Here is a 13732-nt window from a genome sequence, read left to right as displayed (position 1 = left end):
GCACGAAGATGAGGGGATCGCACATGAAGGCCACCAAACATGTCGCGCGGGCGATCGCGATGCTGCTGGCGGGGGCTGCTCCCGCACTCGCGCAGACCGGCGCCGGCCGCGCCGCAGCGGCGCCCGAACTGACGCTCAACGCGCAGGGCTATTACGAGGCGCCCGCCGCCAACGTGCTCGTCTTCTCCAACTGGTACGACGGCCTGTTCGCCGATTCGAAAATCAGCGGCGTGGAGATCATCCAGCAGGGCGAGCGGATCGCCACCAACGGCGACGTGCGACTGTCAGCGACGCCGGGACAATGGGACGCGATCGGCCGGCTGGTCGACCGGCAGGTCGATGCCGCCACCGGCGCGATCACCGTGACGCTCGAATATCCCGACTATCAGTGGCGCTACCGCATCCGTTCGGAGAAGCGCGGCGCGGCGGTGGCGATCGCGGTGCTCCTCGACCAGCCGGTGCCGGCGGCGCTCGCGGGCAAGGCGGGGTTCAACCTCGAATTCCTGCCGGCCGCTTATTTCCATCACAGCTTCATGGCGGACGGCGCCGGCGGCACCTTCCCGCTCTATCCCGCCGACGCGATGATCCGCACGCCCGAGCGCAACGCCGCGAGCGGCCGCGCGGAGGGGCCCGGTGCGGAGCCGACCGCGATCGCGCACGGCACGCGCTTCGTGCTGGCGCCCGAGGACCCGGCGCGGCGCGTGACGATCCGCTCCACCGCCGACGTGCAATTGTTCGACGGGCGCAACCAGGCGCAGAACGGCTGGTTCGTGCTGCGCTCGCTGCTGCCCGCGGGGAAGACCGGACGCGTGCTCGAGTGGGTCGTGCAGCCGAACGCAGTACCCGGGTGGCTGCGCGCGCCGGTGATCGCGCACTCGCAACTCGGCTACACGCCGCAGGCGCGCAAGGTCGCGACGATCGAACTCGACCGCAGCGACAAACGCGCCCTACCCGCGCGATTGCTGCGCGTCGGCGAGGACGGCACCATGACCCCGGTCGCGACCGCGCCGACGACGCGCTGGGGCGATTACCTGCGCTACAGCTACCGCCAGCTCGATTTCAGCGCGGTGCGCACGCCCGGCACCTACGTGCTCGAGTACGGACAAACGCGCACCGCGCCGTTCCGCATCGCCGCCGACGTCTACGCCGGTGCGTGGTACCCGACGCTCGACGTCTATTTCCCGGTCGCGATGGACCACATGTTCGTTAACGAGGGCTATCGGGTCTGGCACGGCGACGCGCACCGCGACGACGCGCGCCAGGCACCCGTCAACCACGAGCATATTGACCTCTACGCGCAGGGGCCGACCACCGACACGCCGTTCAAGCCGGGCGAGCACATCCCCGGCCTGGCGGTCGGCGGCTGGTTCGACGCGGGCGATTTCGACATCCGCACCCAGTCGCAATATCAGGTGATCCGCTCGCTGGTGGATAGCTGGGAACGCTGGCACCCGACGCGCGACACCACCGCGGTCGACTGGTCGCGCCGCCGCACGGAGATCCACGTGCCCGACGGCACCCCCGATCTCCTTCAGCAGATCCGTCACGGCACGCTGCAGCTGATCGCGCAGTTCGACTCGGTCGGCCACGCGATCCACGGCATCGTCGAGCCCGACGTTGCACAATATACCCATCTGGGCGACGCCTCGACCAAGACCGACGGGTTGATCTACGATCCCGCGCTCAAACCCGGCGAGGAGCGCGGCGGGCGCAGCGGGACGCCCGACGATCGCTGGGCCTTCACCACCAAGGCGTCGGCGCTCAACTACGGGTCGATCGCCGGCCTGGCCGCGGCGTCGCGCGCGCTGGCCGAGGTCGATCCCGCCCTGTCGAAGAAGGCGCGCGACCTGGCGGTCAGGACCTGGGCCGAGGAACAGTCGCACGCGCCCGATCTGTACCAGCACGGCAACACGACCGGCGGACCGCTGGAGGCGGAGAAGTTCTCCGCCGCGGTCGAATTGCTGCGCACCACGCGCGATCCGGCCTATGCCGCCGCGGTGCAGGCGTCGTGGCCCGCGATGGAGCAGCGCTTCGCCTTCACGCTGCGCGACGCGGTGGCGGCGATCCCGGCGATGCCGGCGAGCTACCGCGCGGCGATGGTCCCCGCGGTCAGGGCCTATGCGGCGAAGATGGAGGAAGCGACCAAGGCGAATCCGTTCGGCGTGACGATCACCACCGGCGGCTGGGCGGGCAGCGGCACGGTGCTGGGCCAGGCGCTCAACGCCTACGCGCTGCACAAGGCGTTTCCCGAGATCGTGTCCGCCGACGCGGTGTTCCGCGGCGCGGAGTTCCTGCTCGGCCACCATCCGGGATCGGACATCTCGTTCGTGTCGGCGGTGGGGACCCGGTCGAAGGAGGTCGCCTACGGCAACAACCGCGCCGATTTCTCCTTCATCGCGGGCGGCGTCGTGCCCGGCGTACTGGTGATCAAGCCCGACTTCCCGGAGAACCACGAGGATTGGCCGTTCTTCTGGGGCGAGAACGAATATGTGATCCCCGAAGGCGCGATGTGGATCGAGCTGGCGCACGCGATCGACGAACTCTCCGCCGCGAAGGCCGGCAAGTGAGGGCCGCGCTCCGCCCGCTGCTCGCGCTGCTGCTCGCCGGCACCGGCACGCTCGCCGCCGCGAGCGAGGCGCCGCGGTTCGGCCGCTTCAGCTACGACGGTCGCGCGCAGGGGCGTGTGGCGGTCGGCCCCGACCAGTATCGCAACCCGATCCTGTCAGGCTATTATCCCGATCCCTCGATCACCCGGGTCGGCGACGATTACTACCTCGTTCTCTCGTCGTTCGCGCACTTCCCCGGCCTGCCGGTCTTTCATTCGCGCGACCTCGTCGCCTGGACGCAGATCGGCAACGCGATCAACCGACCGGACCAGCTCGATTTCACCAACATGCGCACGTCGCAGGCGGCGTTCGCGCCCGACATCTCGTTCCACGACGGGCTGTTCTACATCGTCAACACCTGCGTCGAGTGCGGCGGGAACTACGTCATCACCGCGCGCGACCCGGCGGGTCCGTGGTCGAACCCGACGTGGCTGCCGTTCGAGGGGATCGATCCGTCGATCTACTGGGAGGGCGACCGCGCGTATATCGTCAACAATCGTGCGCCCGAGGAGCCGTCGCGCTACGACGGTCATCGCGCGATCTGGATACAGGAGTTCGACTGGCGCGCGCGCAAGATGGTCGGCCCCAGCACGCAATTGATCAACGGCGGCGTCGATCTGTCGAAGAAACCGGTGTGGATCGAAGGCCCGCACATCCTGCGCCGCGACGGTTTCTACTATCTGACCGCGGCCGAAGGAGGGACGAGCGTCAACCACTCGCAGGTCGTGTTTCGCGCGAAGGACCTGCGCGGGCCGTACGTGCCCGGCCCCGGCAACCCGATACTGACGCAGCGCGACCTCGACCCGGCGCGCCCGAACCCGGTCACCTCGACGGGACACGCCGAGTTCGTCCAAACGCCCAAGGGTGACTGGTACGCGACCTTCCTCGGCACGCGTCCGTACGCGGGCGATTACTACAACATCGGACGCGAGACGTTCCTGCTGCCAGTAACGTGGACGAACGGCTGGCCGGTGATCCTGCCCAAGCGCACGCCGGTGCCGCTGGTCGCGGCGCGACCGATCCTGTCGGCCAGCCCCGCGCCAGCGCTGCCGACCAGCGGCGCGTTCGCCTACGTCGACGAGTTCGACGGCCGCACGCTGGGCCTGCCGTGGATCGGCGTGCGGACGCCCAAGGCGCCGCTCTACACGCTCAGCGGCGGCGATCTGGTGCTCGCGCAGGGCAAGCGCATCGGCGACCGCTCGGGCGCACCCGCGTTCGTCGCGCGGCGACAGCAGCACCACAACGCAACGATCTCGACCACCCTGCGCTTCACACCCGACCATGACGGCGACCGCGCCGGGCTGGTCGCGATGCAGAGCGACGACAATTACCTGTTCTTCGGCGTTACGCGACTGGCGGGCAAGCGGGTGCTGGCGCTCTACACCAGCGACGCGGGCGAGGAACGGCTCGTCGCCTCAGCCCCGCTCCGGACCGGTCCGGCCACGCTGACGATCGAGGCGGACGGCGGGCAGATGTCGTTCTCCGTTACCACGGGCGCTGCCACGCGCAGCGTGGCGCGCGACGTGGACGTCCGCTTCCTCAGCACCAACGTCGCGGGCGGCTTCGTCGGTACGCTGATCGGGCCCTACGCCTGGTACCGGTGACGTAGCCGGGTAGCCTGCCGCCGTCGGTCGGGGGAACCGCCCTTCCCCGACCCGCCGGCGCGATCCCGGCTGCCTCAGGCGATCTCGAGCACCGCCGTCTTGAGCTGTGCCGAGCTCGGCCCCGCCATGACGTGGAACCGGCCCGGCTCGACCACCTCGCGCATCGTGTCGTCCCACAGGGCGAACGCGTCCGGCCCCAGCGTGAAGCGCACGGTGCGGCGCTCGCCGGGTGCCAGCGTCACGCGCTCGAACCCTTTCAGCTCCAGCACGGGCCGCGCCACCGACGCGACCAGGTCGTGAACGTAGAGCTGCACCACCTCGTCACCCGCGCGCGTGCCGGTGTTGGCGACCTCGACCGACACGGTGACCGACCCCGCGCGCCCGATCCGCGCCGCCGACAGTTGCGGCGCGCCGATCTCGAACGTCGTGTAGCTGAGCCCGTGCCCGAACGGGAACAAGGGCGCGGTGTCCGCGAACAGGTAGCCGCGCTGCGTCGACGGCTTCCGGTTGTAGTAGAACGGCACCTGCCCGACCTCGCGAACGACCGTGACCGGCAGCTTGGCGCCGGGATTGACCCGGCCGAACAGCGCCTCGGCCATCGCGGTCCCGCCCTCCTGCCCCGGATACCAGCATTCGAGGATCGCATTGGCCCGCGCGACGACGCCCGGCCAGCTCGCCGGCCGACCGTTGATCGCGGCCACGACGATCGGCTTGCCCAGCGCGTGCAGCGCGTCGAACAGCGCATTCTGCTCCCCCAGCAGGTCCAATGTCGTGCGGTCGCCCAGATGCGTGCTGGCGAACCCCTCGCGGCTGGTCTGCTCGGTGTCGCCGATCGCCAGGACGATCGCGTCGGCCCCGCGTGCCAGCGCGACCGCCTCGGCAATCAACGCGCGGTTCGCCGCCGGGTCGGCGAGCAGCACCACGTCGGCCGAGCGATCCTCGCTCCGCGTGATGAACACGCCCTGCGCGTGGACCACCTCGGCCGTGTCGCCGACCAGCGCGCGAACGCCGTCGAGCAGCGACACCGCCTGACGCGGCGGCGCGGAATAACCGCCCAGCCGCGCGACCGCCGCATTTGGCCCGATCACCGCGATGCGGCCGGTGGGCTTGAGCGGCAGCGTGCCGTCGTTGGTCAGCAGGCACAGCGACTTGCGCGCCGCCTCCAGCGCCAGCGCGCGCGCGGGCGCGTTGCCGGTCAGTCGTTCGGCCGCGGCGGCGTCGACGAAGGGGTTCTCGAACAGGCCGGCGCGGAACTTCATCGCCAGGATACGCGCGCACGCGATATCCACGTCGGCGATCGCCACCGTGCCCGCGCGCACCTGCGCCGCCAGCGTGCGATAGGCCAGGCCGTCGGGCAGCGCACTGTCGACACCGGCGTGCAGCGCGGCGCGCGCCGCCGCTTCGCGGTCGGGCGCGACGTGGTGGATCGTCTCCAGCTCCTCGATCGCGCCGTAATCGCTGACCACTGCGCCCTTGAACCCCCATTCTCCGCGCAGCACGTCGCCCAGCAGCCAGCGATTGGCGTGGCTCGGCACGCCGTCGATCTCGTTGTACGACGGCATCACCGCGCCAATTCCGGTGCGGGTGACCACCGCGCGGAACGGCTGAAAGAAGCTCTCGCGCAGCTCGCGCTCGCCCAGCGGCGCGGGGCCGATGTTGTTGCCCGCCTGCGGCTGTCCGTGGCCCGTCATGTGCTTGAGCGTCGCGAACACCTTGCCCGGCGCGAGCGTTTCGCCCTCGCCCTGCAGACCCTGCACCGCCGCGACGCCCATTTCGCCGCACAGGTACGGGTCCTCGCCGAACGTCTCCTCGATCCGCCCCCAGCGCGGATCGCGCGCGATGTCGACGACGGGCGACAAGGCCAGATGGCTGCCGTGCGCGTGTACCTCGCCGCCGATCACGCTCTGCACGCGGCGCATCAGATCGCGGTCGAACGTGCCCGCCAGCGCGATCGCCTGCGGGAACATGGTCGCGCCCGCCGCCATGTAACCGTGCAGCGCTTCCTCGTGAAAGATGACCGGGATGCCCAGGCGCGTCTGGTCGCGCGCCCAGCGCTGCACCGCGTTGACGAAGGCGATCGTCGACGCCGATCCGCGGAAGCGCGCGCCCGTGCCCCCCGCCACCGCCGCGATCTCCGGCCCGCCGCGCAGGTCCGACGGACGCGTCACCTGACCGAAGCCGGCCGGATAGGCGGCACTCGCGCGCGCGGGGTCGAACGCCAACCCGCCGGGCTGCATCACCTCCGCCTTGGTTCCCCATAGCGCAATCATCTGCGCGACCTTCTCCTCCAGCGTCATCCGCCCGAGCAGATCGCGCACGCGCAGGTCGGTCGGCGCGCGCGGGTCGCGGTAGATGGCGCGCGGCTCGGCCGCGGCGAGCACGCCCGGCGCGAGCGCGGCGAGTGCGGTGGAGCCCGTCCAGCGCAGCAGGCTGCGCCGCGACAGCGTCGCCGAAGTGATGATGCCTGACATGCGATCCTCCCCTGTGCGACCTGGGCGGCATTGCTAACGCGCCCGTCGCCGTGATAGCGATACCATGCTGAACCGGACCGCGCATTGTCAATGCATCGGTGGTCGGCGGGGAGGATGATGGTAAGGCTCGCTTCACGGTTGCTGATGTTCGCGGTGGCTTGCTTGGTGGCCGGGCACGTGTACGCGGAGGATGGCTACGACCTGTGGCTGCGCTACCGAGCCCCGGTGGGAGCAACTGCTACGCACCGTGCCGTTCCGCGGATCGACGCGCGGTCGCGCTCCCCCTCGATCATCGCCGCCGCCGACGAGTTGCGCCGCGGAGTGGCGGGGCTGAGTGCCGCGCAGCAGGCGGCGCTCGGGACAATCGTCGTCGCGACCGCCGGCGACCCGCGGGTGCGGGCGCTCGACCTTCGCGTCGCGCCGTTGGGCGACGAAGGCTATCTGGTCCGGACGGTGACGCTTGGCGGCGCGCGCGTCACCTTGGTCACCGCCAATAGCGATCAGGGCGCCTTGTACGGCAGCTTCGCGCTCTTGCGGCACGCCTATGCCGGCGGCGACCTGCGCGCCGTTTCGCTGTCCTCCGCGCCGCACGTTCGACTGCGCATCCTCGACCATTGGGACAATCTGGACGGCAGCGTGGAGCGCGGCTACGCGGGCCAGTCGCTGTGGGAGTGGTGGACGCTGCCCGACTACCGCGATCCGCGCTACACTGACTACGCGCGCGCCAACGCCTCGATCGGCATCAACGGCGTCGTGCTCAACAACGTCAATTCGAGCGCCGACAGCCTGACCGCGCGCTACATCACGAAGGCGGCGGCGCTCGCCGACGTGTTCCGGCCTTACGGCATCCGGGTCTATCTCTCGGCGCGTTTCTCCGCCCCGATCGAGCTCGGCGGGCTGGCGAGCGCCGATCCGCTCGACCCGCGCGTGGCCGCCTGGTGGCGCGCCAAGACGGACGAGATCTACCGCGCGATCCCCGACTTCGGCGGCTTCCTGGTCAAAGCCAACAGCGAGGGCCAGCCGGGTCCGCGCGACTACCACCGCACCCATGCCGAGGGCGCGAACATGCTGGCCGCCGCGGTCCGCCCGCACGGCGGCGTCGTGATGTGGCGTGCCTTCGTCTACGCCGACACCGATCCCGACGACCGCGCCAAGCAGGCGTACACCGAGTTCAAGCCGCTCGACGGGCGCTTCGCCGACAACGTGATCGTCCAGGTCAAGAACGGCGCCATTGACTTCCAGCCGCGCGAGCCGTTCCACCCGCTGTTCGGCGCGATGCCGCGCACCGCGCTGATGCCCGAGTTCCAGATCACCAAGGAATATCTCGGCCAGGCGACGCACCTGGCATACCTCGGCCCCTTGTTCGCCGAGACCTTGGGCGCGGACACGATGGCGCAGGGTCCGGGCTCGACCGTGGCCCGGATCATCGACGGTTCGCTTTATCCGCACGGGCTGACGGGGATCGCCGGGGTCGCCAACGTCGGGCGCGATCGCGACTGGAGCGGATCGACCTTCAACCAGGCGAACTGGTACGCGTTCGGCCGGCTCGCGTGGGACCCGACGCTCGACCCGCGCGCGATCGCGCGCGAGTGGGCGGCGATGACCTTCGCGCCCGCGGTCGCCGACCGGATTGCGGCGATGATGATGCCCTCGCGCGAGGCAGTGGTCGATTACATGACGCCGCTGGGGCTCGCGCACCTGATGGCGACGGGGCACCACTATGGGCCGGGACCGTGGGTCTCCGACCTGAAGCGCCCTGAGTGGAACCCGGTCTATTACCACCGCGCCGACCGGAACGGCATCGGTTTCGATCGTACTGCGAGCGGCAGCAATGCGGTCGCGCAATATGCCGCGCCGCTCGCGCGCCGCCTGTCCGACCCAGCGACGACGCCGACGGACGAGCTGCTGTGGTTCCAACATCTGCGCTGGGATCATGCCATGCCGTCGGGCCGGACATTGTGGGCCGAACTCGTCCACCACTACGACGCCGGTGTCGCGCAAGTGGACGTCATGCGCCAACAGTGGAACGCGCTGCGCTCGCAAATCGACGCCGAGCGCTGGGCGAAGACCGCGACGTTCCTGGACATACAGGCGCGCGAGGCCGCGTGGTGGCGCGACGCCAGCATCGCTTACTGGTCATCAATCAACCGCATGCCCCTCCCCGCGGGCACGCGCCCACCCGCGCACGATCTGCGCTGGTACGAGGCGCAGCGCTTTCCTCACGCGCCGGGCAACCCGCAGTGACGTGGCGGCGGCCGCCTGCGCATCCACGGGGCAGCGCGCCGCCCCCTTCCGACGATCGCGACGCCGCGCGATCCCGAACCCGCGATCACAGGAGCATGACGATGGCGATCACCCGCCGCGAAGGATTACACGCGCTGGCCGGCCTAGCCACCGCCGCGCTGCCGGGCGCGAGCGCGGCTGCGGCCACGCTCGCTGACGACGCGTCGACCGGCACCGCACCAGCCGGCGGACTACAGGCGCTCGCCGCCACCCGCGGCTTGCGCGTGGGCTCGTGCTTCGCGTGGAGCCGACCGGACGCCGACCGCGGATCGTTCGCCAACCCGGCCTATGCGGCGCTGCTGCTGCGCGACTGCGGCCTGTTGGTGCCCGAGAACGAGATGAAGTGGCAGGCGATCCGCCCCAGCGCGACGCGATTCGACCTTGCCCGCCTCGACGCGATGATCGACTGGGCGGACGAGGCGAGGCTGCCGGTGCGCGGCCACAACCTGCTGTGGCATCAGCCCAAGTGGATGCCTGCGTGGGAGGAGACGCACGATTTCGGCGCCAACCCGTCGCGGGCGGCGCACGATCTGCTCGTCACGCACGTCGACACGGTGTGCAAGCGCTACGGCGCCCGCATCCGCAGCTACGACGTCGTCAACGAGGCGGTGAACCCCGCGGACGGCACGCTCTACGACACGGCATTGTCGCGCGCGCTGGGCAGCCCGCAGGCGACGCTCGACCTCGCGTTCCACGCCGCGCGTGCCGCCGCGCCGCACGCGCAGCTGGTCTACAACGACTATATGAGCTGGGAACCGGGCAATGCCACGCACCGCGCCGGCGTGCTGAGGCTGCTGGAAGGGTTCAAGGCGCGCGGCGTCCCCGTCGACGCACTGGGCGTGCAGTCGCACCTGGTCACGCAGGGCGTCGACGCGCGCGCCTCGGTCCAGGCACTCGAGGGTGAGTGGCGACGCTTCCTGGATGCGGTGACCGCGATGGGATACGGCCTCGTCGTCACCGAGCTCGACGTGCGCGACAATGCGCTGCCCGCCGACATCGCCGTGCGCGACCGAGCAGTCGCGGAGTTCACGAGAGGCTATCTCGACATCATGCTGTCCTACCCCTCGCTGCGCGACGTGCTGTTATGGGGCATGACCGATCGCTACAGCTGGATCGAGGGGTTCGAGCCGCGCAAGGACAAGCTCCCTCGGCGCCCCTGCCCATACGACGCGGCCTTTCGTGCCAAGCCGATGCGCGCGGCCATCGCCGCCGCGATCGCTGCAGCTCCGCCTAGGGCCTGACGCCTCCGCTGCGCGGTTGAAGCTTGGATGGCGCGAGCGCGGGACATCCGGAATGAACCGGCTGCCCCGCGCCCGCTAACGGCGGCGCCCCCCGCCCCCGCTTACTTGAACGATGCGCGAACCGAGAAGGTGATACGGCGATCGGCGATGAACCAGTTGCGTGGTCTCGTCAGCAGATCGTCGTTGATCACGTACGACGTGCGCGTGATCGAATTGGTCAGGTTCACGCCTTGGAAGCCCAGCCGTACCTCCGGTGTCACCGCGATGAAAGCGGAGGCATCGAACTGGCCGTACGACTCCGCGTAGACCGGCGCATTGGGCGTGATCACGTCGCGGATCGTCAGCAGGTTGCGCGAGCGCCAATTGTACGCCGCGCGGAGCTCCAGCCCGTTACGCTGATAGAACGGCCCGATGTTGAACTGGTGCTTCGACAAGCCCTGCAGCGGCAGTCGGCTGGTATCGACGTTCGAGATGATCCCCGCGGCCACGTTCGGGTCGTTGGGATCGAGTTGCTGCTGCGACACGCCCGATGAGTGGACGTAGGTGTAGTTGGCCGACAAGCCGAGCCCGCCAAGTACCGAAGGCAGGAAGCCGTAGGTTTGCTGGTAACCGACCTCGAACCCGCGAACCTTGCCGGTTTCGTCCGAGTTGAGCGGCGTCGTCACGATCGCGTCGAACGTCGCGCCGTTGTTGGTGAAGCTCAGCCGCTGCGTGCCGACCGACTGCACCCCGTACAGGTTCTTGGCGAAGGCGGAGAAGGTCAGCTGACCGACGCTGGAAAAATACCATTCGGCGGTCAGGTCGTAATTGTCGCCGCGGACGGGTTTCAGGTTCGGATTGCCGACGTCGAAGATCGCGACCGGTCCACCATTGAACAGGATCGTCTGGTCGCTGGTGTTCAACCCGATGTTGTAGAACGAGCGTGTGAGGCCGAAGTCGGGCGGCGCGAGGCTCTTGTTGAACGCAGCGCGGAACTGGAGACCGCCTCCGACAGCCAGCTTCACGTTGAAGCTCGGCAGGAAATAGTCGTAGGTCACGCGCGCGTTGTTGGGCACCAACGTGCCGTTCTGGAACGCGGCGGCCGCGGCCCTGGTCGCGTCGGGCAGCGCGCAGAAGCGCGAGATCGCACTGCCGTCGGTCGGTGCGACGCAGTTGAACGCCTGATTGTTGAACGAGAAGAAGCCCGACGAGATACGGCGCGTCTTGGTGTAGCGCACGCCGACGTTGCCGCTCAGGTTCCAGCCATTCGATAGCTGGTTGCCGAAGCGCACCAGCAGATAAGCCGCGTTGTTGCGCTCGCTGACCGGGTTGACCTCGCCCGGACGGAACGGCGTCCCCGCGATCACGCCCGAGCGCGCGGCGAGCGGCACCCAGCCGTCGGCTCCCGAATTGGTCGAGGTGAAGCCGCGCCATTCCGACGCGATCTGGCTGACCTGCTGTACCGCGGTGTCATAGTCCTGCAGCAACCGGCCCGGGTAGAACAGGCGACCGCCGTTCGACGGATCGTTCGCCTTGCCGCGGAAGAAGTTGTCGTAGAGGAACGCTTCCTGCGGCGCGGTGCTGCCCGCCGTCCGCGTCGCCGGATTGCCGTCGACCGGCCGGTCGAACCAGACCGGGCCGCCTGGGCCAACGGTCGCACCACTCGCGTCGGTGCCGCCGCCCCAGATCTCGCTCAGCACACCCCAGTTGTACGCGGTCGAGCGCGCTTCGTTCTGGCGGTCGGCGAAACGGTAGCCGGCACGGATGGAGTTGATCCAGCTCTCTTCCGGGAACGAGTAATCGAGATCGATCCGTGCCGCGTCCTCGTTGCCCTCGCTATCCTCGATGTGATCCATCGCGGAGCGGTAGAAGCTGTTATACGGGTCTAGGTAGCTTGGGTGCGCGGCGTTCTGGTAATTGTTGGGCTCGTTGGTTACGGGCACGAAATTGACGAACGCCGGGTTCGTACCGTCCAAGCGAATGTCGGCATTCTGATAGGTCGTACCCCAGACCGTCAGGTCGGTGACCTTCACCTTCGACCAGACGTGCTGATAGTCGACGGTTACGCCCAGCCGCTCGGTCGGCTGCCACTTGACGTTGAGGCTGGCGTCGTTGGTGATGAACCGCGAATTGTTACCGCGCGCGATGTTGTTGCTCTGCAGACCATTCGTCGGCGTGCGCAAATCACCGCCGTTCGCCGGGTCCTGGTCGGCGCGATAGCCGTTCGGACCGGTGATCAGGCCGCTGGTGAACGCATTGTCGTCGTCGAAGGTGAAGCTGGTGCCGGGGAACGGCTGAGAGTCGCCGGCCGCGAGCACGTTGTCGGTCGCGACTTCGATCGAATTCTCGGTCCACGCCTCGCGCGAGTCGGAGCGCAGGAACTGCGCGGTCGCGGTCAGTCGCTCGTTGTTGCTGCGGAACTGCCCCGCGGCCGAGTAGCCGTAGCGGGTGCGATTGAATTCCTGGCTACGCGTCGCCGCGCCGCGCGGCACGTATACGGTGGTGCCGACGTTGGGATTGTTGTTGGCGTCGAGCGGCTGGAGCAGTGCCCCGGTCGACGTCAGCACGCGCTCACCCCAGTTGGAGATCTGCACGCTGTCGGCGCGCGAGCGGATCTGCGACCGCACGAAGCTGCCGAGCAGGCCAAACTGACCGATCCCGGTCTGCCAGCGGTCGCTCAGCAGGACCGACACGGTAGGAGCCGACTTCTTGACGAAATCGCCGTAGTTGTTCTCGAGCGTGCCACCCGCGGTGAAGCCGGTCGAGTCGAACGGCAGTCGCGTGCGCAGGTTGACCGTGCCGGCGATGCCGCCCTCGATCATATCGGCCGACGGGCTCTTGAACACGTCCACGCCGCCGAGCAGCTCGGCCGGCACGTCGGCGAACGACAGCCCGCGACCGTTGTTGGCGCTGAACGAGTCGCGGCCGTTGATCTCCGACCGGGTGTAGGTCAGGCCGCGCACCACGACGCCCGAACCCTCGGTCGAGAAGTGGTCGGGGTCGACGCCCGCGGAGAAGCGGCTGATCGACACGCCGGGCACGCGCTGCAACGCCTCGGTCACCGAGCGATCGGGCAGTGCGCCGATGTCCTCCGACGAGATCGAATCGACGACCACCTCCGAGTTCCGCTTGATCGCCTGCGCGCTCTGCAGGCTACGGCGGATACCGGTAACGACGATGTCCTCGTTCGCCGCCGCCTCCTGCGGGGTAGCGGTCGCCGCCTCGACCGGCGTCACTTCCGCGCCACCCGACGGCACCTGCGCGTTGGCGGACGGCAGCGACTGCAACTGATCCTGCGGCGCGGCGGCCGGATCAGAAGATGCGGTACGGCTCGCCGCCTGCGCGGTCGCGTCTTCCTGCATCGCGCTCGCCGGCAACGGGCGGGCCAACGAGAGGTTCGGCGCGGCGGCGAGGCAAAGCGCGGTGATCGACGCGCCGCCCTTCAGCACCGCCATGCGACCGAACGCGCGCGAATCGAATTGATTGACCTTCATGCTCAAACATCCCCCCAGAGGTTGATAGCGCTATCATTGTTCATCGCAGCGCGT

6 protein-coding genes are annotated in these 13732 nt (G+C 69.1%); 4 read left to right on the top strand and 2 right to left on the bottom strand.

The genetic code is table 11. The features are described from left to right. Positions 1–23 precede the first annotated feature (23 nt). Positions 24–2567: a glycoside hydrolase family 9 protein gene (locus tag ACFDS6_RS05265; RefSeq protein WP_375271065.1), complete on the top strand. Its 2544-nt coding sequence runs from the start codon at positions 24–26 to the stop codon at positions 2565–2567. Continuing rightward, positions 2564–4210, top strand: coding sequence for a glycoside hydrolase family 43 protein (locus ACFDS6_RS05260; RefSeq protein ID WP_375271064.1), 1647 nt, complete (start codon positions 2564–2566; stop codon positions 4208–4210). Before ACFDS6_RS05265 ends, ACFDS6_RS05260 begins: the two co-directional genes overlap by 4 nt. Before the next feature lie 74 nt (positions 4211–4284). Here the strand turns inward: ACFDS6_RS05260 and ACFDS6_RS05255 are convergent, their stop codons facing one another. After that, positions 4285–6681, bottom strand: a complete 2397-nt coding sequence (locus tag ACFDS6_RS05255) for a glycoside hydrolase family 3 N-terminal domain-containing protein (RefSeq protein ID WP_375271063.1) — start codon at positions 6679–6681, stop codon at positions 4285–4287. Positions 6682–6798: 117 nt separating this feature from the next. Between ACFDS6_RS05255 and ACFDS6_RS05250 the strand changes: the two genes are divergently transcribed. Together ACFDS6_RS05250 and ACFDS6_RS05245 are read left to right on the top strand one after the other, a co-directional pair. After that, positions 6799–8925 carry an alpha-glucuronidase family glycosyl hydrolase gene (locus ACFDS6_RS05250; RefSeq protein ID WP_375271062.1) on the top strand — a complete coding sequence of 709 codons (2127 nt, stop codon included), beginning with the start codon at positions 6799–6801 and terminating at the stop codon, positions 8923–8925. A gap of 101 nt (positions 8926–9026) precedes the next feature. Then, the gene (locus ACFDS6_RS05245; RefSeq protein WP_375271061.1) at positions 9027–10205 is read left to right on the top strand and encodes an endo-1,4-beta-xylanase; all 1179 of its coding nucleotides are present in this window, start codon (positions 9027–9029) and stop codon (positions 10203–10205) included. 101 nt (positions 10206–10306) lie between these two features. Here ACFDS6_RS05245 and ACFDS6_RS05240 read toward each other — a convergent pair whose 3' ends face one another. Beyond that, a complete protein-coding gene (locus ACFDS6_RS05240) occupies positions 10307–13678 on the bottom strand; it encodes a TonB-dependent receptor (protein WP_375271060.1) in 3372 nt (1123 codons plus the stop codon). Positions 13679–13732 lie beyond the last annotated feature (54 nt).

This window comes from Sphingomonas sp. (genome assembly GCF_042095875.1).
GTDB lineage: Bacteria > Pseudomonadota > Alphaproteobacteria > Sphingomonadales > Sphingomonadaceae > Sphingomonas.
This window is presented reverse-complemented; position numbering and strand designations above follow the sequence as displayed.